Source organism: Actinocrispum sp. NPDC049592, from assembly GCF_040675465.1.
Classification (GTDB): Bacteria; Actinomycetota; Actinomycetes; order Mycobacteriales; family Pseudonocardiaceae; genus Kibdelosporangium.
In genome coordinates this window covers 19,097-39,949 of the sequence record NZ_JBFAPA010000004.1, presented here as the reverse complement: position 1 = coordinate 39,949, position 20,853 = coordinate 19,097, and the positions used below count along the sequence as shown (strand labels likewise).

Sequence of the window (20,853 nt, the reverse complement as noted above, 5' to 3'; positions counted from 1 at the left end):
CATGGCGTACACAACCGAGGCGCTCACCGATTCGACGTGGCCCGCGTTCGCGGAACTGGTCGAACGCAACAACGGGATCTTCGGCGGCTGCTGGTGCATGGGCTTCCACCCCGAAGGCAACCAGCGAAGCTCCAAACGCCGGGAGTGGAAACAGCAACGGGTCCACACCGGCCAAGCCCACGCCGCGCTCGTGCTCGACGAGAACGGCGCGGCCCAGGGCTGGTGCCAATACGGCAGTCCCGACGAACTGACCCGCATCAAACACCGCCGCGAGTACGACAAAGACGCCCCGCCCCGCCCGGACTGGCGGATCACCTGCTTCTACGTCGACCCCAGACACCGCGGCCAGGGCATCGCCCGCGCCGCCCTCGAAGGCGCGCTCACCCAGATCGCCGAGGCCGGCGGCGGTCTCGTCGAGGCGATCTCCGAGGTGACCGGCGGCCGCGAGGCGCAGGGCCGGTTCTTGTTCACCGGGACCGTGGAGTTGTTCGAGGACCTCGGTTTCACGCGCGTGCGGCAGGTCGGCAAACACGCATGGATCGTCAGCCGCGTGCTCGATCCGACGGCCTAAGAGCGTGTCTCATGTGGTTGCTTTGCGGAGTTTCTGGTAGCAGGTGAGTGTGGCGGCGAGGGTGAGGAAGGCACAGAAGTGGTTGGCGTAGCGTTCATAGCGGATGCTGAGCCGGTGACAGCCGAACAGCCACGCGGATGGGTCGGCCGCGCAGCGAGGTGCCAGTCTTGGGCTCGTCCTTTTCCGCGCGGCCTCCCGTCGAACCGGACATGATGGTTTCCCGATCATCCGGCTCTCCAGTGATTACTGCGTGAGCGGTGCGATTGGCTGTCTGTGGCTGTAGCCGTGGCAGGAGGTGCAGACCACAGGGGTTTTGCGCCGCCGGTTGGCCATGGCCAATCGAAGACTCCAGCCGAATACCGCTTCTACTGGCCAACCCCAGACGCAGCCGAAGACCACACATTCACGAAGACGCACCCGTGTCCGGGCCGGACAGGATGCTCTCCATCCGCCGGTACCCCCACGTACTGGAAACGCCAGCCCACTGCAGCCGGGCCTGACCGGGGTCCTAACGTGGACGTATGACCCGCATGTTTGTGGTCCAGCCGGATGACTCGGACCCGGCCGCCAACCTCGGCGACTGGCTGACGACCGCCGGCGCGGAACTTCACGTAGTCCGCCCCTTCGCTGAACCCCTCCCGGAACTCGGCGACTACCAAGGAGTGGTCTGCCTGGGCGGTGCGATGGGGGCGTTGGACGACGCCGAGCACCCGTGGCTCAAGGACGTGCGGCAGCTGCTCGCGAGTGCGGTGGGCCACCGGATGCCGACCTTGGGAGTGTGTCTTGGCGGGCAATTGCTTGCGGCGGCGACTGGTGGGCGGGTTGTGGTGGGCGGGGAAGGGCCCGAGGTGGGGCCGGCGTTGGTGGCGAAGCGGGATGTCGCCTGGGTGGACCCGTTGTCCGGGCAGATGCCGATGGTGTTGAACGTGATGCACTTCCACGACGACGCGATCGACCGCCTCCCGTCGGGCGCCGAACTGATGGCGTCGTCGCACAAGTACCCGAACCAGGCGTTCCGCATCAACGGCTGCGGCTACGGCCTCCAGTTCCACATCGAGACCACAACCGAGATCGTCCAGAACTGGGCTGGAATGGTGCCGGACATCGCGGGTGAACTCGACGAGACCAGGCTGGACGCCGCCCATGCCGACATCGCCGAAGCCTGGCAGCCCTTCGCGGACCGCTTCGTCAAGCTCGCCGCCGGTGACCTGGTCTTGGCCGACCAGGCCCGCCCGACCCTGCCCCTGGTATGAAAACCAACGCGCGGATCAGGAAAATGCTCGGCCGTGACCTGCTCGCCGAGCTGGAGCACCATCTCCACCCACTGGACTGCCAAACCTGCGGCGGACCGTTCCGCGGACGCGAACCGACGCTCGCAGTCCACAGCGAGGGCGAGCTGACGACAGTGGCCCTGCATCACCGGAAATGCCTGAAGCCAGGCTGCTACGGCCCGCTCCAGACCAGCCTGCACAAGTCGTGGCGGTGCAGCGCGTTGCTGCTCGAAGAGCAGTCCCCGGTGTTCTTCGTGGTCAACCCGTCATGCGAAACGGTCCAGATCGAAACGACGGGAAACGGCTGGCGAATCACCTCCCTGGACATGTACTGGAACAGCGGCCTGTCCGCCACGCTCGTACCGTCGGTCATGCCGCCGGAGACACTCATCGCGACCCTGGACGGCAAACGCCTGACCGTCACCTTCACCCCCGTGGGCACCAGCCTCCCCTTCACCTGGGCGGTCGGCGGATTGGGCGAACGCACGATGAAGGCGATCGACAGTTACGCCACGATCGCAGTCGTGGTCACCACCGCGCTGAACGGCGGACCGGTCCGCGGTCTGCGCGATGTGACCGAGCCGATCGCCAAGGGCTGGGCCGCGAGCGGCATGGCCCGCGTGCACTTCACGCCGGAGACGCAGCGGCTGCGCTTCACCGACTTCGACCCGAACACCATTGCAGACTTGTTCGGCGTGCTGAAGGGGATCATCAAGAACAGACTCGGCGTCGAGCTGGAAGACCGGCCAGCGCTGGCCGCGTTCGCCACGTGCGACGGCAAATACGACATGCTGCCGTTGCTGAGCGGCATGGACCGGTACCTGTCGATGCTCCTGGTGGCCAGCGTGTACGCGCCCAGCAAGACCAAGGGCACGCCCGGCGAGGGCGTGCACATAGTCATGCCCGACCAGGAAGTGGACACCGTCGTCAAGATGTTCCAGACCGTGTTCGCCGACCTGGACGGGTTCGCCACGGGCCGCCTGCCGGACGACTACGCGACTGCGGACATCGCCATCGGCACGCTGGACCAGTACAACGCGTGCCCGACGGGACGGGGCCGGTTGCTGATCACCGACCGTGTCACGGTGACTGCGGAGCAGCGTGCGCCCTATCGGCGTGTGGTCGACATCTAAGAGCGTGTCTCACGTGGGTTGATCATGGTCTGTCATGATCATGCGTCGTGGTTGACGAGTTATCACGGCGGTTGGTGCCGAACGAGTTGTGGACATTGACAGAGCCGTTGATCCCCGGCTTCGTCCAGCGTCCGCAGGGTGGCGGGACGACACCGGTCGATGATCGTGCGGTGTTCATGGCGATCGTATTCGTACTTACCAGTGGTTGTACCTGGCGGCTGCTGCCGCCGTCGTTCGGTGTCACCGTGCCCACGGCGCATCGGCGGTTCACCGAGTGGACCAAGGCCGGCCTGTGGCGCCGGCTGCACCGCGCGGTGCTGGACGAACTGGGCAGCCGAGGCTTGATCGACTGGTCGCGAGCAGTCTTGGACGGAGCGTCGGTGCGGGCCAAAAAAGACATCCCATGCGCTTGAAAGTCAAGCGGCGGCTGTGATTGCAGCATGGTGTGACCAGGCTGTTGCTTCGTCGTAGATCGTCCGGGAGGACAGACAGCCGTGCAGGATTCCGACGAGCCGGTTGGTTAACTGGCGTAGCGCGCCGGCGTGTCCGGCGCCGCGGGCACGGAGCTGGTCATAGTAGGCCCGTGCGCCCGGCGAGACGCTGAGCGCGGCGAACGCCTGCCAATTCAGGGCATCCACGAGCCGGTCTTGGTGTACGTAGCGGGCCAGCACGGTCTTCTTCTTGCCAGACTGGCGGGTGATCGGGCTGGTGCCGGCATAGTTCTTGTGGGCCTTGGCCGAGGCGTAGCGCTTGGGATCATCGCCGAACTCGGCGAGCACCCGGGCGCCGAGGATCATACCCAATCCTGGCTGGGACAGGATGATCTCAGCGTCCGGGTGCCGCCCAAAATGGGTCTCCACCTGCCCCTGCATGATCTTGACCTGTTCGTTGAGTGCGGTCAGGACGGCGATCTGGGCACGGACTGACGCGGCGTAGGCCGCCGTGACGATCGCGGGCTGGCCCAGGTGCTCACCGCGCAAAGCAGCCTGAATCGCGGCGGCTTTCTCCGCGATGTTGCGTCGGCGAGCGCGCTTGAGGGCCGTGCTGATCTGTGCGGTCGTCAGCCGAGCCGCCGACGCCGGATCCGGGGCCTTGCCCAGCAACAACAGAGTGTCGGTGGCCGCCAGGTCCTCGAATGCCTGCAGCGCGGCCGGAAAGTACTCCCGCAGCTGGTGACGCAGCCGCTGAGTGTGTCGCGTGCGTTCCCAGATCAGTGTCTTGTGCGCGCGGGCGACAACCTTGACCGCCTCGGCCTCGGCACTGTCGCCGGCAACCGGGCGCAGTTGGTGAGCGTCGGTGCGCACCATATCGGCCAGCGTGTGCGCGTCCGCAGCGGCAGACCCGGCAAGCTGCACGGCGACAAGGCCTACGACCACGTCGATCTCCGACGCTGGGTCCGCGACCAGGGCATCACAGTGCGCATTGCCCGCAAGGGCATCGAATCCAGCCACAAACTCGGCCGCCACCGCTGGATCATCGAACGCACGATCGCCTGACTGTTCGGCTACCGCAGACTATGCATCCGTTACGAACGCCACGCCAACTTCTACTGCGCCTTCCTCACCCTCGCCGCCACCATCACCTGCTTCAAGAAACTCCGCAAACTCACCACATGAGACACCCTCTAAGCCGGGATGCGTTTGGCGATCTGGGCGCGGGCGTGGGGGCATTCGTCGAAGGGTGCGGGGCAGGACAGGGCGTGCTCGACGAGATCCTTCGCGGCCTGGGCTTGGGCGATCCGGCGTTCCAGCACGGTGATGTGGTCGCGCAGGAGGTCGGCGCGGTCCATCGGGTTGGGGGTGGACAGCAGTTCGCGCAGGTGGCGTAGGCCGAGGCCGGCTTCCTTGCCCATCAGGACCATCGCCACGCGCTCGAGGTCGGCCCGGTCGTAGCGGCGCTGCCCGCCCGCGTCCCGCCTCGGGTTGAGCAGACCCATGCTTTCCCAGTGCCGCAACACATGCGTGGCCAGGCCGAACCGGTCGGCGACCTCGCCGATGGTGCTTGACTTCATGTGCACATTAACGGGCACGGTGGCGCGATGAGCAACCAAGATCAGCCGCCTGCCAGACTTGCCGCACCACCGTTGGACACCCCAGGAGCGGCCGCCCGATGACCACCCCCGCGACCCCCGTCCGCCGCCTCCTGGACCGGTTCCTGTGCCGCGGCACGGTCGAGGCCGTCGACGACCTCACGCCGAGGATGCGCCGGATCCGGATCACCGGCGAGTCCGTGCGCGGCCTGGCCTGGGTCCCCGGACAGCACGTGCGGCTCCAGGTCGGCGACCTGTTCCCGAACTTCGGCAACGCCCTGCGCACCTACTCGGTGTGGGACTACGCCGGCGACGGCCGCCTTGACCTGTGCATCCTGGACCACCCCGAGGGCGGCCCCGGCGCCCGGTGGGCCCGCGATGTCACTGTCGGGCAAGAGGTCGCGTTCACGCGCCCCGAGGGACGGCTCGTCATCCACGACGACGCGCCATATCAGCTTTTCGTCGGCGACGAGACCGCCGCCGTGGCGTTCGGCGCGATGCTCCGGGCGCTGCCTGCCTCGGCCCGCGTTTTCGGGCTCCTCGAAGCCAACGGCCCCGACGACCGCCTGCCGCTCCCCCGCGAGCTGACGTGGGTGTACCGCGACGCCGAACCGCTGACCACTGCTCTGGAGGCGCTCGATCTCCCGGCGGAACCAGGTGTCGCCTACATCGCCGGCGAAGCCCGGACCTGCCAAGCGGTCCGCCGCCACCTCGTCCGCGATCGCGGCTGGCCAAGGAAAACGGCCATCGTCAAGCCGTTCTGGGCACCCGGGAAGCGCGGCATGGACTGAAGTCCATCATGGACAGGACTCGCCGCGGCCTCCCGAGGGCTCAACGCCACACGCCGAGGACGGCATCTGCGGTCTGCTCAACGGTTTTACCGTCGGCGTCGATCTGGACGGTGCCGATCTGGCACAGCGTGAACTCCAGAATCCGTTGGTAGACCCCGAACCCAATGGTCGACTTGCCGACCCCGGGCAGCCCGCACAGCCACAGAACAGGAAGCACGGCCGGATTCTCGCGGCGATCCTGCCTGGACGTCGACGGATTTGCCGGGGTACGCGAAAGGCAGGAAACTGCTGTTTCCTGCCCTCTTCTTCAACTTATAGCGCACTGGGGGGCTTGTGGCAAGACCCCGGGTATGCCGCACACTTCGTCGGCCGAAGCCAGTCTTCGGGGAAATGGGGAACTTGTAGTGCCTTTGGATCGACAGTTGGGGGATTTCGTGGCTGACGTGGTCATTGCCGGCGGTGGGCCGACCGGGATGATGCTGGCGGCCGAGTTGCGGCTGCATGGCGTGGATGTGGTCGTCGTGGAGCGGGACCTGGAGCCGACGCCGGTGGTCCGCGCGACCGGCCTGCACGTGCGCAGCATCGAGATTCTGGACCAGCGTGGCCTGCTGGACCGGTTCCTCCCGCACGGCCCGAAGTACCCGCTCAACGGGTTCTTCGCGGGGATCACCAAGCCCGCGCCCGAGCTGGACACCACGCATCCGTATGCCCTCGGTGTGATGCAGAACATCACCGACCGGCTGCTGGCCGAGCACGCCGCCGAGGCCGGGGCGGAGATCCGGCACGGGTGTGAGCTGGTCGAGCTGAGCCAGGACGACGACGGGGTGACCGCTGAGCTGTCCGACGGTACGCAGCTTCGCTCGCGCTACCTGGTGGGCTGCGACGGTGGCCGCAGTACCGTGCGCAAGCTGCTGGGTATCGCCTTCCCGGGCGAACCCAGCCGGAACGACACACTATTGGGTGAAATGTCGGTGGCCATGCCGCACGACGAGCTGGTGGCCATCATGACCGAGGTCCGCAAGACCCAGCTCCGGTTCGGTTTCATGCCCCTCGGTGACGGGGTGTACCGCGGCGGCGTTCCCGCCGCGACGGTGGCCGAGGACCGCGCGGCGCCGACCTTCGAGGAGTTCAAACAACAGCTGGTGGCGACCGCGGGCACCGACTTCGGCGTGCACTCGCCGCGGTGGCTGTCCAGGTTCGGCGACGCCACCCGGCTGGCCGAGCGCTACCGGGAAGGCCGGGTGCTGCTGGCCGGTGACGCGGCGCACATCCACCCACCGGTCGGCGGGCAGGGCCTCAACCTGGGCATCCAGGACGCGTTCAACCTCGGCTGGAAACTCGCCGCCGCCATCGCGGGCTGGGCACCGGAGGACCTGCTGGACAGCTACCAGAACGAGCGTCAGCCCGTGGCCGCCGCCGTGCTGGACAACACCCGCGCGCAGATGGAGCTGATGCTGCTCGAACCGGGTCCGCAGGCGGCCCGGAAACTCCTGTCCGAGTTGATGGACTTCCCGGAGGTGACCCGGTACCTGGTCGAGAAGGTCACGGCACTCGGCGTGCGCTACGACCTCGGCGAGGGCCATGAGCTGCTCGGACGGCGGCTGCGGGACGTCGAGCTGAAGCACGGCCGCCTCTACGAGCTGATGTACGGCGGCCGCGGCCTGCTGCTCGACCAGACCGGCAGGCTGTCGATCGAGGGCTGGGCCGACCGGGTCGACCACGTCGTCGACGTCAGCGAGGAGCTGGACGTGCCCGCGGTGCTGGTGCGGCCGGATGGTTACGTTGCGTGGGCCGGTGACGACCAGCAAGACCTCGTCGGTCACCTACAGAGGTGGTTCGGCGCGGCTAGCTGACGTCCGGGTGCGGCCGGTGCTCTCGGGCACCGGCCGCACTCGTGCACTGCCACGCGGTGTGGCGGTCAGGCGGGCGGCCGTCCCTAGTGTGGGCGGTATGGGGTGGCGGGAGTGTCTGGCGCGGTCGGTGGACGAGATCGGCCCGATGCCGCGGGGAAGGTACCTCCCGCGGCCCGAACCCGCGCAGGAGTGGGTCTCCGGAGTACAGCTGATCGAGCCTGGATACCTGAGTGCGGCGATCCGGCGGGCGCGGCCGGTCGCTCAGGACGGCCCGCGAGACCGGGATGTGCGGGTGGCCGTCTCGCGGATGACGCGGCAATACGTGGCGTCGCTGACCTGTGTGGCGTTGGCGGGGCTGGCCCAGGGAATGGGAATCGACCTCTCCCCTACTCGGGTGAGCGCCCTGATCCGGTACAACGTGCCGTACGCGGTGACCGTCGACACGGAACCCCTGTTCTGCAAGGAAAGGCCGGTTGACGAGCCCGCGATCGAGACCAGGGCGCAGTTGCGTGAGTACGTGTGGACCAACCTCTACGCCAGGAACCTGCGGGAGTTGTTCCGCGCGGCCACAGCCCTGGTCCGCGTGCCGGAGCGTCTCTTGTGGACGAACGCCGCCGAGTGGGTGGCGATCGTGCTGGACTCGGCCGTCGAATACCTCCCACCCGAGCGGGCTGACGTGTTCGCGCAGGAGTGCCAAGCGCTGCTCAACGCCGACACCTTGCCCGGGTTCGACGCGAACCCGTTGCGCGGGTTGGTGGAGTGGGTGCCGTTCGACGGCGAGGAGATCCAGACGCGGCACCTGTGTTGCTTGGTGTACTTGCACAGCGACCGACAGGGCCGGTTGTGCCAGAACTGTCCGTTGCTGCCGTTGCCGGACCGGGCGGCGCTGGTCCGCGAACGCCGCGGCGTCGGAATGACCGGACCGGGCGGACCCGCGGAGCGCCGGTCGATGGAGATCGGCGTGCGCCGGCTGGCCATCACACGGGAATCGGCACGGTCTCGACCAGATGGATGACTTGCCAACGTGCTCCTTCCCAGCGAGTAGCGGCACGCCCCGCCTCACCGGCACTCAGGCCGACCGCATCCTGTCCGGTTTCGGCAACCGTCCATAAGCGGGTTACCGTTCGCCCCGGACGGGTTTCCCGGGGAGGGGCGGATGAACGCGCTGGTCGCGCTGGGCAAGCTGGTTCCCGTGGTGCTGGCGTTCGGGACCGGGGCGATCTTCGCGCGGCGCAAGGTGATTCCCGCGGCGGCCGCGGGGGTGTTCACCGATTTCGCCTTTCTGTTCGCCATTCCGGCGTATTTGTTCGGCAAGATCTACCTCAGTGACCTTGGCCGGTTGTTCGACGTCCGCGCGATCTCCGCGTACGCCACCGGTGCCGTGCTGTGCATGATCGCGGTCGGGCTCGTGACTGGTGGCGGCGCTCGACGTGTGGCGCTGCGAATCATGGCCGCCGTCCAGGTCAACACCGCTTATTTCGCGGTCCCGGTGTTCGTCATGCTGTTCGGTGACGCGGCGCCGATCTTCCCGATCCTGTTGCTGCAGGTGTGTCTGCTGTCGACGGTCGTGATCGCGATCATGGAGTTCGGTGGGCCTGGCAGCACGGCGAGGAAACTGGCCAGGGCGATCTGGGCTTCGCTGAACACGCCGCTGGTCTTGTCGTGCAACGCCGCGATCGTGCTGAACCTGCTCGCCGTCAAGATCCCCGGCCCGCTGCTTGACGGGCTCGCGTTCGTCGGCGACAGCGCGGCCCCGGTGGCCTTGTTCGCCCTGGGCCTCTACCTGGGCGGTGCGGGGCTGACATTCCGCGGCACGACCCGCGAGGAGATCGCGCTGATCGCGGTCAAATGCGTGGTGTTCCCGCTGGTGACGTTGCTGGTGTGCCGGTATGTGTTCGGCGTGACCGGCGAGTGGCTCAGCTACCTCGTGCTGATCGCCGCGATGCCTTCGCCGCAGAACCTGTTCATCTTCGCCCAGCGCTACGACATCGACGTCGACATGGCCGCGTCGGTCGTCGTCAAGAGTTCGGTGGTGACCTTGGCGCTGCTGCCCTTGTGGGCGCAGTGGGCCGCCGTGTGAGCAGGCTCACCGGCCTTGATCACGCGTTCCGACTCGCCCGCCAGCTCGAAGATGATCTCGCCCTTGATCATGTACGCGTAGACCGGGCCCGAGTGGCGGGTGCGGCGGCGTGCCGGGGCTGCCCGGCGGCAACGTGATGAGCAACGTCGTGGCCTCGGCGTGCTCGTGGATCTGCGGCACACCGGTCACGGCCGAGACCACATCTATCCGCGGCGGCGACCCGGACTCGTACGGGTTCGGCAGGGAATGGGCATGAGCGTGGTCGGTGGTCACTTTCGCCTCCTGGGACGAACTTCCGGCCGCGAAGACAAGGCGGTGGCCGCCGGTTGTGACAGCGGGCGGTTTGTCACATCCGGGCCGCCTGCGCTGTCCAAGGTGAATGAGCCCTCCCGGAGCGTCCCGAGGGCTGCGACCGGAAGGAATCGATCATGAAGATCGTCGTCATCGGCGGGACGGGGCTGATCGGCTCGAAGCTCGTCACGCGCCTGTCCGAGCACGGCCACACCGCCGTGCCCGCCTCGCCCAACACCGGCGTTGACACGCTCACCGGCGAGGGCCTCAAGGAGGTGCTGACCGGCGCGGACGTCGTGATCGACGTGTCCAACTCGCCCTCGTTCGCCGACGACGACGTGATGAACTTCTTCCGCACGTCGGCCGGCAACCTCGTGGCCGGCGCGAAGGAGGCCTCGATCGGGCACTTCGTCGCGTTGTCCGTGGTCAGCTGCGACCGGTTGCCGGAGTTCGGGTACATGCGGGCCAAGGTGGCGCAGGAGGAGCTGATCCGGCAGTCGGGGCTGCCGTACTCGATCGTGCGCGCGACCCAGTTCTTCGAGTTCGCCGGCGCCATCGCGGACTCGTCCACTGTGGACGGGAAGGTGCACCTGGCGCCCGGTGGCATCCAGCCGATGGCCGCCGACGACGTGGCCAGCGCCGTCGGCCGGACCGCCGCGGGTGCCCCGCTCAACGCCACGGTCGAGTACGCCGGGCCGGAGGTGTTCCGTCTCGACGAGTGGATCCGCACTGTCCTCAGTGCCCGGTCCGACGGCCGCGAGGTGGTCACCGACCCGAAGGCGCCGCTGTACGGCGGGGTGCCCGGCCCGGACAACTTCCTGCCCGTGGCCGGCGCCACCCTCGCGAAGACCACGTTGCAAGACTGGCTGTCAGTTGGCAACTGACCACCGAACGACTGACGGCCGACAGAGAACACCCGTCGACATCGCGATGCCGACGGGTGTTCTCGCTATGCCCCGCCGCATCATGACGCCAATCTGAGCCACAGTGATGCCACTCCATTTGCGATGGAGCCACGTGTGTGCCATAGTGATGCCATGGATCTGACCTCGTATGTGGGCAACCTCGGCCGGGAGTTCGCGACGCTGGCCGAAGCCGGTGGCGACGACGCACGCGAGCTGGTCGAGCGGCTCACCGGCTCGCTCGAGTCGGCGATCCGGATGACCATGCTGGAAGTGCTGTCGGCGGCCGCGGACGAGATCACCCAGGACCTGGTGCCCGGATCGGTGGAGCTGCGACTACGCGGCCGCGACCCGAACTTCATCGTGACCATGCCGGAGCCCAGCCAGGACACGGCCGAGGTCAGCGCACCACCCGCGGACAACGAGCCCGCCTTCGCCGAGGACGGCCCGGCCGCGCGGATCAACGTCCGGATGCCCGAACAGCTCAAGGCCGCGATCGACGAGGCCGCCGCCAAGGAGGGCCGCTCGGTCAACGCCTGGCTGGTCCGGGCGGCCTCAGCGGCGCTGCGAACCGCGGACACCAGTCAGCGCGCCGAATCGCGCGTCACCGGCGCACGAACGCGGCAGCGGCTCACCGGCTGGGTCCGCTAGCCACCACGTCTCCGACCTGCGGAGACGATTCACCGACACAGTTTGAGGGGACAACCATGCCTACTTTCGAAACTCCCGAACCGATTTCCGTCACCATCGACCTCGGCGTCGCGGGCGTCGTGCGGATCGACGCGAGCGAACGGACCGGCACCGTCGTCGAGGTGCGCCCGACCGACGAGTCCAACGAGTCGGACGTCAAGGCCGCGCAACAGGTTCGCGTCGACTACGCGAACGGCGTGCTGCACGTCCGTGGGCCGCGGGTGCGCGCGTTCGACTTCTCCCGCAAGACGAGGTCGGTCGACGTGACCATTGGCCTGCCCAGCGGTTCGCAGGTCGAGGGCGACGCGCAACTGGGCGACTTCCACGGGGTCGGTCGGCTGGGCGGCACACGGCTGAAGACCTCGACCGGGAACGTCCAGTTCGAGCAGACCGGTTCGCTGCACCTGAACACCGCGGCCGGTCACGTCACCGTCGACCACATCGCGGGCGACGCCGAGATCCAGACCGGCTCCGGCAAGGTGAGCGTCGGCCGGATCGATGGCACCGCCATGATCAAGGACTCCAACGGCACCATCGAGATCGGCACCGTCACGGGCGACGCCCAGGTGCGCTCCTCCAACGGCGACATCTCGGTCGACCGGGCGGGCGCGAACCTCGACGGGAAGACCGCCCACGGCAGCATCCGCGTCGGCGAGGTGGTCCGCGGCACGGTCACGCTCGCCACCGGGATGGGTTCGTTGGAGGTCGGTATCGCCGAGGGCACGGCCGCCTGGCTGGACGTGAACACCGGGTTCGGGCGCGTGCGCAACGACCTGGACCAGGCCGCCCACCCGGCCGCGTCCGACGAGACCGTCGAGGTGCGGGCACACACCGGCCACGGCGACATCACCATCCGCCGCTCCTGAGATCATCGCCGGCGCAGTCTCCAGCGCCGCACCCTCCCGGCCACTGGTGTCAGCCGAGTTGGTTGTCCACGAAGCACCATTTCCAGGATTCGCCTGGTTCGAAGCTGCGCATGACTGGGTGACGGGTGTCGTGGAAGTGCTCGGTGGCGTGCTTGCGCGGGGAGGAGTCGCAGCAGGCGACGTTGCCGCACTTGAGGCACAGGCGGAGATGGACCCACGTTGAGCCCTCGTCGACGCAGGCCTGGCACACGTCGGTGGCGCTGGGGTCGACGTCCGCCCACTCGTGCTTGAGGTGTTTGCACGAGCCGGAGGTCGCTGCGGGGGTGTTCAGCTCGCGCGCTTCGGTGTCCAGGACCTCGTCGTCGCGGTCGAGCATGGACTCCTCCATGTCGAGCCGCACAAGGACCCGCCGCAGCACGTCGTCATCAGCCGTGCCGTTGTCGCGCGCCTTCAGGAACTCCTCGCGTTCGGCGTCCAGCAACAACATACGCAGCCGCCGGTACGCGTCGGAGGGTGTCTCGGCGAGCGTGCTCTGCCGACCGAGCTGCTCCCACGCGGAGTTGACGCGGTCCTGCAGGCGTTGGCGCAGGCGCTGCACGATCTCCGGTGGGTCTTGGTCGGTCTGCAGCTCTTCGAGTTTCGCCAACGCCACCCGGGTCATGTCGTTGAGCACGGCCGCTTCCTGCAGCGCGTCCTCCGCGGGGTCGGGCCGCGGCAGCCGCAGCCGCCGGATCAACGGAGGCAGCGACATGCCTTGCACCACAAGGGTTCCCGCCACCACGACGAACGCCGCCAGCACCAGCACGGCACGCTGCGGGGTGTCCTCCGGCAGGATGAACGCGGCCGCGAGGGTGACCACTCCGCGCATCCCCGCCCACGCGATCACCGCGGAGTACCGCCACGGCCACACCTTCTTGCGCCTGTCCACGTGCAGCCGGTGCAGGAGGCGTTTCAGCATCCCGATGCCGACCATCCACACCACCCGCGTGAGGATCGTCGCCCCCAGCACGGCGGCGCAGATCCCGACGAGCGTCCAGGCCGACAGCCCGGTCTCGGCGACCTCCGAGATGATCCGCCGCAGCTGCAGGCCGATCAGCAGGAAGACGATGTTCTCCAGCAGGAACTGCACGGTCTGCCAGTTGAGCCGGCTGGCCAGACGCGCCGACCCGGACTGCACTCGCGGCGCGGTGTGCCCGTGGATCAGCCCGGCCACCACGACCGCGAGGACGCCCGACCCGTGCGGGATCTCGGCGAGCAGGTAGGCCGCGAACGGCACCGCGAACGACAACGCCGTGTCGAACACGGGCTCGTCGATCCGGGTGCGAACGAACGAGGTGACCGTGCCGACGAGCAGCCCGGCGACCACACCGAGGACGGCGGCCTGCAGGAAGTCCAGCCCGACCTGCCAGAGGCTGATCGCCCCGGAAAGTGCGGCGATGGCCGTGCGCAACGCGACCAGCGCGGCCGCATCGTTGAACAGGCTCTCGCCCTCCAGCAGCCGCACGAGCTTGCGCGGCATCCCCACCCGCCGCGCGACCACACTCGCAGCGACCGCGTCCGGCGGCGCGACCACGGCACCGAGGGCGATCCCGGCCGCCAACGGCAACCCCGGGATCACGGCCCACGCCACGAGACCTACGCCGAGCGCCGTGAATACGACCAGACCGACCGACAGCAGCATGATCGGCCCGCGCAACTTGCGGAACGCGATCAGCGAAGTCTGCACCGACGCCGAATACAGCAGCGGCGGCAGCAACCCGACGAGCACCACCTCGGGGTCGAGCTCATACTCCGGGACCCCAGGGATGTACGAGGCCACGACGCCGACCACGACCAGGCACAAGGGCGCCGACCAGTCCAGCCGCCGCGCCACCACCATCACGATCAGGACGGTGACGACGAGGACCACCAATGCCGCTGCTATCTCCACGCGTAGATCATGCCTAATGCCCGCGGCCAGGTCCGTATCAGCTCGGACCGGCCCGCCGTCCGGAGCAACGCCGACGGCCCGCACGCGGCCTCGTGGAAGATCACGCGTGTACCGCCCGACGGGTTCTTCCAGCAGCACCCACGCCTGGTAGAAGCTCAACCCGTCACTCAACCGCGGCCGGCCGTACCAATTCGCCCACGATCCCATCCAGCGTGTCCGGTGACCGCGAACCGGCCCAACCACGCTCTCGTCGACCACCTCGCCCCGGCCCACTCCGCGCTGCCACCGGCAAGCGAGGCCACGTTTCCCAACCACGCGCTGACCTCATGGCGATACCGACCGTCGACGCACAGCCAGCCTGGCGCCGATGTGGCCGAGCCGGGACCTCTCCTCACCTGAGATGGAGCCTGTGTCCAGCTTCAGCCCGTTTGACGCCATCCGTGAGTCAGCGGGACCGTTCGACGATTGCCGGACAGCTCGCATCTCGCCGCACACATGCGAGGGCCAAGTTCACAGATCAGCAACCGGGTGGGCGGGGTTGGTACTCGTGGACGAGGGTGCGGATGTCGTCGATGGGTTCGGCGGTGGCGGCCCATTTGGCGCGGATGCGATCGAGGTAGGAGCGGACGGTTGGGATGGCGAGGCCGAGGCGGCGGGCGGTGGCGGCGAGGGTGCTGCCGGTGCCGTAGAGGTACAGCACCTGCAGCTCCTGTGGGGACAGCTCGGGCGGGTCGTCGTTGATCAGGGTCATCAGCTCGGTCGTCAACGCGCGATGTCCACTATGGACGGCGCGGATGGCGTCGGCGAGCTTGTCGGCGTCGTCGTCCTTGATGAGGTAACCGTCGGCGCCCGCGCGGATGGTGGCGCGGACGTGGCGGCGGTCGCCGTGCACGGAGATCACGAGCACGGCGGCGCCGGTGGCGCGCAGCGCGGCGACGTTGTCGGCGGGGTTGGTGTCGTCCTCGAGTTGGAGGTCCAGCAGGACGACGTCCACGCTGACGGCGGCGGCCAGATGATCACCGACGCTCGTGGCCGTGTGCACGATGGTGATGTCCTCGGTACCGGCCAGCAGGGCACGCAGCCCGGCGGGCACGAGCTTGTCGTTGTCGATCACGGCGATGTGGATCATGCCGGCCACCGCATGTCGATCCGGGTGCCCTCGCCGGGATGACTGTCCACAGTGGCCACTCCCCCGACCTCGGTCATCCGGTCGATGACCGAGTGCCGGATGCCGTACCCGAACTCGGTTGTGCCCGGGTCGAATCCCTTGCCCTGGTCCACGATCGCCACGGTCACCACCTGGTCGGCGGCCATCGCCGTGAGCCGGGCACGAGTGGTACCGGCGTGCACGGCGACGTTGCTCAACGCCTCAGCGCTGGCCCGGCACAACGCGTCCACCACCTCGGCGGGCAGATCCTCAGGCAGGTTGGCGAAGTGGTACTCCACCCGCAGACCGAGCGCGGCGCTGTCCCCACCCGCCTCCATGAGGGCCAGCGAAAGGTCGGTGAGAGTACCGCCGGTCGAGTCGGGAGCCGCGCCACGTAACAAGTTCACGCTGACCGCACATTGTCGGCGCACCGCGGGATCGGGATGCCCGGCGGGCCCAGGGCCGGCGATCGCGGTGAGGATGCGCAGCGGTCCGTCGTGCAGGGCACGGTAGCGGCGCACCTCCTCGTGGAAGTGCCTGGTGCGTTCCTCGGTGTGCGCCCGTTGCGCGGCGACCCGTTCCCTGGCCGCGATCACCTGGGCGTTCGCGACGTCCACCTGACGGGCCACCCGCCGCAGCCGTTGGATGAACACCAGGCAGCAGAAGCCGATGCCGACCTCCCAGCCGACCGTGCTCACCATCGACACGACGTCCGCACCGTAGTTCAGCAGCGGCGCCTGCCCGACGACGAACGCCAACGCCAACGCCATACAACCCGCGGTGGTCTGCCACGCCGAACCGCTGACCAGCGCCACAGCCACGGCGACGCTCACCATGATCGGCTCCAGATACGGGTTGGCGAGGACCACGAACTCGTCATTGGACACCGCCCACGGCAACGCGACCACCACGACCACGGTCACCGCCACGTCCACCACCAACACCCACCCCGCGACCTCGGTCCGGCGAACCACCAGCGTGATCAGCACCGCGCTCCAGACAGCCAGCACCCCGTACACCGCGATCGCGAGCGGAACCTCGGTGTAGGCATGGACTTGCACCGCTCCGACAACGCTCAGCACGACCATGGCCAGGCTCGCCAGCCGGGCCAGCACGACAACCGCGGCGACAATGCCCCGCACTTGCCGATGCAGGCCCACCACACCGGACTCGTCGGCTTGTTCGAACGGGGTGTGCACCCAATCCAGCCTGGCACCCGGCCGCGAATACGTCCATGCCGCACAGGTGCGGCATGGACCGGCCGCGGCGGATCACGCCACGATTGGTCCACCACAGGGGAAGGGGTGTCAGAAGTGGCTGTCGGCCTGGTCGATGCGGCACCCGGGTTCGGGCCGTACCGGGTCGGCGTGCTGCTGGGGCAAGGCGGGATGGGAGTGGTGCACCGCGCGTACGACACGGTGCACCAACGGTTCGTCGCGTTGAAGCGGCTGCCCGCGTCGGTCACCGACCGGGACTTCCGGGCCCGGTTCCGGCGCGAGGCGCGGATCGTCGCGGACCTGCGGCATCCGAACGTCATCGCGGTCAACGACTTCGGCGAGATCGACGGTGAGCTGTTCCTGGACATGACGCTGGTGGACGGGACCGATCTGCGCCGTGCCCTCGCCACGGGCGAACTCGGCCAGGACCGCGCCATCGACGTGCTGACCCAGGTCGCCGACGCACTCGACGCCGCGCACGCCGCTGGCTTGGTGCACCGGGATGTCAAGCCCTCCAACATACTCATCGACCGAGACGGGCGTGCCTACTTGGCGGACTTCGGTATCGCCAGTGCGGTCTCGCCGGAGGCGACCGTGCTGACCCGGTCCGAGGAGCTGGTCGGGTCGTGGGACTACCTGGCGCCGGAACGGTTGTCCCGCGGGCAGGTCGCTGGCCGGGCCGACCAGTACTCGTTGGCGTGCGTGCTGTTCGAGTGCCTGACCGGGCGGCTTCCGCACCCCGCGCCCGATGCGGCCGCGAAGCTCGCCGCGCATCTGCTGCAGCCGCCGCCCGCGCCTTCCATGTTCGTCCCTGCGATCACGCCCGCGTTGGACCAGGTGGTTCTGCGCGGGATGGCCAAGGATCCGGCGCGCCGGTTCGCCACCGCGGGCGACTTCATGGCCGCCGCGCGTTCTGCCGCATACGCGGGAAACACTGTGCGCGCCGCCGTTCCAACGGAACCCGTGAAGCTCCGGGACCAGGTGGTGCACGCGATCCTGCCGTCCGGCGCCCGGCGAATGTCGCACGAGAACCCGCCGACCTGCCCTTATCCGGGATTGCGGTGTTTCGACAGTGCCGACGCCGACTGGTTCCACGGCCGTGATCGCGTGGTCAACGAACTGCGGACAAAGTTGACCGAACAAATGGACACGGGTGTGCCGGTCGTTCTCATCGGCGCGTCCGGATCCGGGAAATCCTCGGTATTGCGCGCTGGTCTGCTGCCCGCACTGGCGATCAGCAGTGCGCCGGGCTTCTGGCCGCGAATCGTGCTGACGCCGGGGCCGGATCCGATCGGCCGCCTGGCCACCGCGCTGGCCGAGCACACCACAATCGTCGCTGCCGACTGGGCGCGGGTGATCCGGGAAACCCCAGCCAGATTCGGCGATCTGCTGGCCCGGGCGGCGGGCGGCGATCAGGTCCGGCCGGTGATCGTGGTCGACCAGTTCGAGGAACTGGTCACCCACGACACGGCCGAGACCGACCGGCTCGCGTTCGTCACCGCGTTGGCGAACGCGAGTCCGGTGCTCGTGGTCATCGCGATACGCACTGACTTCGTCGAGCAATGCACATCTCTTTTCCCCCTTCTGTCAGCGTTGGACCCGCCAGTGCTGCTTGAGCCCATGGACACCGCCGAACTGCGGCAGGCGATCATGGCGCCAGCGCTCGACTCAGGCGTCGAGATCGAACCCGGTCTGCCGGAGCAGCTGATCACCGACCTCGGTCACGGCCCCGACGCGTTGGCGAGGCTTGCACACGCCCTCCGGGAAACCTGGAACCACAGCGAGGACGGCACTCTCACGCTCACCGCATACCGGCAGGCAGGTGGCATCGACGGCGCGGTGGCTCGTACCGCGGAGCAGATCTACTCGCGCCTCGACGCACCCGGGCAGCGGGCGTTGCGCACAATCCTGCTGCGGTTGTTCAAGAACAGCGCGGTAGGGCTGGGGCCGGACGAGTTCGCCGCGGTCAGCGACGGTCACTGGGGTGTGATGGACCAGTTGATCGCGGCTCGGCTGGTGATCGTCGACCCGACCGGGGCGAGACCGGCCCATGCGGCGCTGCTCGCCTCCTGGGCCCGGTTGCGTGACTGGATGAACGACGACGATGGTGGGATCAGCCCAGTTGTCCCGAGCACTCATCTCCACATCGCCGTCCACTGTCGGATCCGTAGGCTGAGTGCGCTGGTCGTCCTCCTGTTGGCCGCCGCCAACGGGTTGCTCCTTTTTGGGCAGACGACCAGTCCAATCGTGATGTCCGCGCCCGCACACATGCGCCTGCTGACGGTGCCGGTGGCGCAGTCGGTACGGTCTGGGCGTGGCGGTTTCGCGGCGAGCGGTGTTGTTCGGCGGCGCAGGGGCAGGCGTGCTCGGGCTGGCCGGCGTCGGCGTGCTCACCGATGTCCTTCCCGGTGGGCAACGGGTACGGCGTTTTCTCGGCATGACCGGGCCGGTAGGCACGGTGCCCGATGTCCCAGCCGGGCCGATGATCACCACCCGGATGGACTCGAAAGCACGCAATACGACGGTCACGGTCATCACGATGGCTCCGGACGGTTTCACAGCCGAGACCCTGCCGAAATGCGTGGCGTTGCACGGCTATGGCGGCGATGCCAACTGGATGGTCGATCTCGGCATGCCGCAGTTCCTCACCGCGGCCGTGCGCGCGGGGGTAAAACCATTCGCGGTGATCTCGGTGGACGGCGGTCAGGACAGCTACTGGGTGGAGAAGAACGGCGATGATCCACAACGCATGCTGACCAATGAGCTCGGGCAGGTGGACGCGGTTCTCGGAATCTCCATGGGTGCGTTCGGGGCGTTGTGTTTCGGGCGCCGCCGCCCTTCCCTGAAGGCCGTCGCCGTTGCGAGCCCGTCGTTGTTCCCTTCCTGGGAGGACACGCTCCGCCGCGGCAACCGCTTCTCGTCGGAGCAGTTCTGGGCGGACAACGAGCCCCTGCGGCACACCGACACGATCACTGGGTCGTCGTTGGGAGTGTGGTGCGGCACCGAGGATCCCACGCTCGAAGCCGCCCGCACCTTGATCAGCCGCACTCACCCCGCTCGCGCGGCCATCACGTCCGGCGCCCACGAGGACGCCTACTGGCGGCGGGTCATGCCGGAGATGCTGGCGTTCGTCGGCGACCGCATCACCTGAGGTATCGCTCCAGCCCGTCGAGCAGGCGTTCCAGGCCGAACTCGAACTGGTAGTCCAGGTCGAGCTCCATGTCGGCGGCCACCACCCGGTCCAGCAACGGGAACTCGCCGGTGTCGGCCAGGATGCGGTAGCCATCCTCCTGGGTTTGCAGCCACTCTTCGGTTGTCAGCCCCGAGTCCTGCTCGGCCTGGGCCTCGGCCTCGAGGTTGAGCGCGAGGCCCCGTACATGGCTGACCAGCATGGTGTGGATGTGCATCATCTGCTGGATGGTCAGGCCGAGCCCGTCCAGCGCGCGCAGCGCCCATTCGGTGTGCCGCATCCCGTTGACGATCGCCTGCGGGCGGGTGATCGACAGCGCCAGCGCGAGCCAGGGGTGGCGCCGGAACAGCTGCCACTGGATGCGGGAGGACAGTTCCAGCTGGGCCCGCCAGCCGGTGGGCGGCCGGGCGGGCAGCGGGTCCTCGCCGAGCACACTGTCCATCATGGACACCCGCAGCTCGTCCTTGCTGCTGACGTGCCGGTAGAGCGACATCGGGGCGGCGCCCAGCTCGGTCGCGATGCGCCGCATGGACAGCTGCGCCAGTCCTTCGGCGTCGGCGACCCGGATGGCCGCTGTGACGATCCGGTCGCGGGTCAGGTCCGGGTCGCCTTCGGTTCTTTTGGCTTTCTGCGGTGGTGCGGGCGGGCTCGCGACCACCGTGCCTCGGCCCGGGAGCGATCGGGTCACGCCTTCGGCGTTCAGGGTGGCGAGCACTTTCGTGGCGGTCGCCAGGGCGACGCCCCATTCGCGGGTGATGCCGCGGGCCGACGGGACAGGATCGCCGGGCCGTAGCCGGCCGTCGGCAATGCGGGCGCGGATCTCGTCGGCGATGCGCCGGTACGGCGGCTGGCTCATCAACCCTCCCTGTACTAGTACACCTAGCCGGTTGAC

20 protein-coding genes and 3 pseudogenes are annotated in these 20,853 nt (G+C 68.3%); 15 read left to right on the top strand and 8 right to left on the bottom strand.

The features are described from left to right. Position 1: 1 nt before the first annotated feature. A complete protein-coding gene (locus AB0J95_RS12470) occupies positions 2 to 571 on the top strand; it encodes a GNAT family N-acetyltransferase (protein ID WP_364756294.1) in 570 nt (189 codons plus the stop codon). 9 nt (positions 572 to 580) lie between these two features. Here the strand turns inward: AB0J95_RS12470 and AB0J95_RS12465 are convergent. Then, positions 581 to 706 (bottom strand): annotated as a pseudogene (locus AB0J95_RS12465) (IS5/IS1182 family transposase); the annotation flags it as partial. A 386-nt stretch (positions 707 to 1,092) separates the two neighbouring features. Here AB0J95_RS12465 and AB0J95_RS12460 point away from each other — a divergent pair. From AB0J95_RS12460 to AB0J95_RS12450, 3 genes and pseudogenes are all read left to right on the top strand, one after another. Further along, positions 1,093 to 1,824 carry a type 1 glutamine amidotransferase gene (locus AB0J95_RS12460; protein ID WP_364756291.1) on the top strand — a complete coding sequence of 244 codons (732 nt, stop codon included), beginning with the start codon at positions 1,093 to 1,095 and terminating at the stop codon, positions 1,822 to 1,824. Next, entirely contained in the window at positions 1,821 to 2,975 is a 1,155-nt protein-coding gene (locus tag AB0J95_RS12455; RefSeq protein WP_364756289.1) for a hypothetical protein, read from the top strand. Before AB0J95_RS12460 ends, AB0J95_RS12455 begins: the two co-directional genes overlap by 4 nt. A gap of 47 nt (positions 2,976 to 3,022) precedes the next feature. Then, positions 3,023 to 3,370 (top strand): annotated as a pseudogene (locus AB0J95_RS12450) (transposase); the annotation flags it as partial. Between the two features lie 21 nt (positions 3,371 to 3,391). On the opposite strand, the gene AB0J95_RS12445 reads toward AB0J95_RS12450, so the two are convergent. Continuing rightward, positions 3,392 to 4,282, bottom strand: coding sequence for a transposase (locus tag AB0J95_RS12445; protein ID WP_364756286.1), 891 nt, complete (start codon positions 4,280 to 4,282; stop codon positions 3,392 to 3,394). Positions 4,283 to 4,285: 3 nt separating this feature from the next. Between AB0J95_RS12445 and AB0J95_RS12440 the strand changes: the two are divergent. After that, positions 4,286 to 4,591 (top strand): annotated as a pseudogene (locus tag AB0J95_RS12440) (transposase); the annotation flags it as partial. Positions 4,592 to 4,599: 8 nt separating this feature from the next. Here AB0J95_RS12440 and AB0J95_RS12435 read toward each other — a convergent pair. Then, positions 4,600 to 4,986, bottom strand: coding sequence for a MerR family transcriptional regulator (locus AB0J95_RS12435; RefSeq protein ID WP_364756284.1), 387 nt, complete (start codon positions 4,984 to 4,986; stop codon positions 4,600 to 4,602). Between the two features lie 98 nt (positions 4,987 to 5,084). Here AB0J95_RS12435 and AB0J95_RS12430 point away from each other — a divergent pair, with 98 nt between their 5' ends. Further along, entirely contained in the window at positions 5,085 to 5,795 is a 711-nt protein-coding gene (locus AB0J95_RS12430) for a siderophore-interacting protein (RefSeq protein ID WP_364756281.1), read from the top strand. Between the two features lie 40 nt (positions 5,796 to 5,835). Here the strand turns inward: AB0J95_RS12430 and AB0J95_RS12425 are convergent, their stop codons facing one another. Further along, positions 5,836 to 6,012 carry a hypothetical protein gene (locus AB0J95_RS12425; protein ID WP_364756278.1) on the bottom strand — a complete coding sequence of 59 codons (177 nt, stop codon included), beginning with the start codon at positions 6,010 to 6,012 and terminating at the stop codon, positions 5,836 to 5,838. Positions 6,013 to 6,229: 217 nt separating this feature from the next. Here AB0J95_RS12425 and rox point away from each other — a divergent pair, with 217 nt between their 5' ends. From rox to AB0J95_RS12390, 7 genes are all read left to right on the top strand, one after another. Beyond that, positions 6,230 to 7,648, top strand: coding sequence for a rifampin monooxygenase (gene rox, locus AB0J95_RS12420; RefSeq protein WP_364756275.1), 1,419 nt, complete (start codon positions 6,230 to 6,232; stop codon positions 7,646 to 7,648). Positions 7,649 to 7,745: 97 nt separating this feature from the next. Next, the gene (locus tag AB0J95_RS12415) at positions 7,746 to 8,663 is read left to right on the top strand and encodes an IucA/IucC family C-terminal-domain containing protein (protein WP_364756272.1); all 918 of its coding nucleotides are present in this window, start codon (positions 7,746 to 7,748) and stop codon (positions 8,661 to 8,663) included. A gap of 141 nt (positions 8,664 to 8,804) precedes the next feature. Further along, positions 8,805 to 9,728, top strand: a complete 924-nt coding sequence (locus AB0J95_RS12410; RefSeq protein WP_364756270.1) for an AEC family transporter — start codon at positions 8,805 to 8,807, stop codon at positions 9,726 to 9,728. Positions 9,729 to 9,837: 109 nt separating this feature from the next. Then, positions 9,838 to 9,984 (top strand): hypothetical protein, encoded by a 147-nt coding sequence (locus tag AB0J95_RS12405; protein WP_364756267.1) that lies wholly within the window; start codon positions 9,838 to 9,840, stop codon positions 9,982 to 9,984. A 172-nt stretch (positions 9,985 to 10,156) separates the two neighbouring features. Further along, on the top strand, positions 10,157 to 10,903 hold the full coding sequence (locus AB0J95_RS12400) for an SDR family oxidoreductase (RefSeq protein ID WP_364756264.1): 747 nt from the start codon (positions 10,157 to 10,159) through the stop codon (positions 10,901 to 10,903). A gap of 153 nt (positions 10,904 to 11,056) precedes the next feature. Then, the gene (locus tag AB0J95_RS12395; protein WP_364756262.1) at positions 11,057 to 11,572 is read left to right on the top strand and encodes a ribbon-helix-helix protein, CopG family; all 516 of its coding nucleotides are present in this window, start codon (positions 11,057 to 11,059) and stop codon (positions 11,570 to 11,572) included. A gap of 56 nt (positions 11,573 to 11,628) precedes the next feature. After that, on the top strand, positions 11,629 to 12,477 hold the full coding sequence (locus AB0J95_RS12390) for a hypothetical protein (RefSeq protein WP_364756260.1): 849 nt from the start codon (positions 11,629 to 11,631) through the stop codon (positions 12,475 to 12,477). 49 nt (positions 12,478 to 12,526) lie between these two features. Here the strand turns inward: AB0J95_RS12390 and AB0J95_RS12385 are convergent, their stop codons facing one another. The 3 genes from AB0J95_RS12385 to AB0J95_RS12375 all read right to left on the bottom strand — a co-directional run bounded on the left by AB0J95_RS12385 (position 12,527) and on the right by AB0J95_RS12375 (position 16,753). After that, positions 12,527 to 14,407, bottom strand: coding sequence for a Na+/H+ antiporter (locus tag AB0J95_RS12385; RefSeq protein WP_364756257.1), 1,881 nt, complete (start codon positions 14,405 to 14,407; stop codon positions 12,527 to 12,529). 517 nt (positions 14,408 to 14,924) lie between these two features. Further along, on the bottom strand, positions 14,925 to 15,536 hold the full coding sequence (locus tag AB0J95_RS12380; protein WP_364756254.1) for a response regulator transcription factor: 612 nt from the start codon (positions 15,534 to 15,536) through the stop codon (positions 14,925 to 14,927). Further along, on the bottom strand, positions 15,533 to 16,753 hold the full coding sequence (locus tag AB0J95_RS12375) for an ATP-binding protein (protein WP_364756251.1): 1,221 nt from the start codon (positions 16,751 to 16,753) through the stop codon (positions 15,533 to 15,535). The genes AB0J95_RS12380 and AB0J95_RS12375 overlap by 4 nt, the downstream gene beginning before the upstream one ends. A 105-nt stretch (positions 16,754 to 16,858) precedes the next feature. Between AB0J95_RS12375 and AB0J95_RS12370 the strand changes: the two genes are divergently transcribed. Then, positions 16,859 to 19,510 carry a serine/threonine-protein kinase gene (locus tag AB0J95_RS12370; protein ID WP_364756249.1) on the top strand — a complete coding sequence of 884 codons (2,652 nt, stop codon included), beginning with the start codon at positions 16,859 to 16,861 and terminating at the stop codon, positions 19,508 to 19,510. Beyond that, the gene (locus AB0J95_RS12365) at positions 19,464 to 19,922 is read left to right on the top strand and encodes an alpha/beta hydrolase-fold protein (RefSeq protein ID WP_364756246.1); all 459 of its coding nucleotides are present in this window, start codon (positions 19,464 to 19,466) and stop codon (positions 19,920 to 19,922) included. The genes AB0J95_RS12370 and AB0J95_RS12365 overlap by 47 nt, the downstream gene beginning before the upstream one ends. On the opposite strand, the gene AB0J95_RS12360 is transcribed toward AB0J95_RS12365, so the two are convergent. Beyond that, a complete protein-coding gene (locus AB0J95_RS12360; protein ID WP_364756244.1) occupies positions 19,915 to 20,817 on the bottom strand; it encodes a TetR/AcrR family transcriptional regulator C-terminal domain-containing protein in 903 nt (300 codons plus the stop codon). The two genes, AB0J95_RS12365 and AB0J95_RS12360, sit on opposite strands and share 8 nt — an antisense overlap. Positions 20,818 to 20,853 lie beyond the last annotated feature (36 nt).

Excerpts from the sequence above, each read along its gene's own strand:
- AB0J95_RS12435 (WP_364756284.1), bottom strand. The coding sequence starts at position 4,986 with ATGAAGTCAAGCACCATCGGCGAGGTCGCCGACCGGTTCGGCCTGGCC.
- AB0J95_RS12380 (WP_364756254.1), bottom strand. The coding sequence starts at position 15,536 with ATGATCCACATCGCCGTGATCGACAACGACAAGCTCGTGCCCGCCGGG.
- AB0J95_RS12470 (WP_364756294.1), top strand. The coding sequence starts at position 2 with ATGGCGTACACAACCGAGGCGCTCACCGATTCGACGTGGCCCGCGTTC.
- AB0J95_RS12360 (WP_364756244.1), bottom strand. The coding sequence starts at position 20,817 with ATGAGCCAGCCGCCGTACCGGCGCATCGCCGACGAGATCCGCGCCCGC.
- AB0J95_RS12395 (WP_364756262.1), top strand. The coding sequence starts at position 11,057 with ATGGATCTGACCTCGTATGTGGGCAACCTCGGCCGGGAGTTCGCGACG.
- AB0J95_RS12400 (WP_364756264.1), top strand. The coding sequence starts at position 10,157 with ATGAAGATCGTCGTCATCGGCGGGACGGGGCTGATCGGCTCGAAGCTC.
- AB0J95_RS12430 (WP_364756281.1), top strand. The coding sequence starts at position 5,085 with ATGACCACCCCCGCGACCCCCGTCCGCCGCCTCCTGGACCGGTTCCTG.
- AB0J95_RS12460 (WP_364756291.1), top strand. The coding sequence starts at position 1,093 with ATGACCCGCATGTTTGTGGTCCAGCCGGATGACTCGGACCCGGCCGCC.
- AB0J95_RS12410 (WP_364756270.1), top strand. The coding sequence starts at position 8,805 with ATGAACGCGCTGGTCGCGCTGGGCAAGCTGGTTCCCGTGGTGCTGGCG.
- AB0J95_RS12390 (WP_364756260.1), top strand. The coding sequence starts at position 11,629 with ATGCCTACTTTCGAAACTCCCGAACCGATTTCCGTCACCATCGACCTC.
- AB0J95_RS12415 (WP_364756272.1), top strand. The coding sequence starts at position 7,746 with ATGGGGTGGCGGGAGTGTCTGGCGCGGTCGGTGGACGAGATCGGCCCG.
- AB0J95_RS12455 (WP_364756289.1), top strand. The coding sequence starts at position 1,821 with ATGAAAACCAACGCGCGGATCAGGAAAATGCTCGGCCGTGACCTGCTC.
- AB0J95_RS12445 (WP_364756286.1), bottom strand. The coding sequence starts at position 4,282 with ATGGTGCGCACCGACGCTCACCAACTGCGCCCGGTTGCCGGCGACAGT.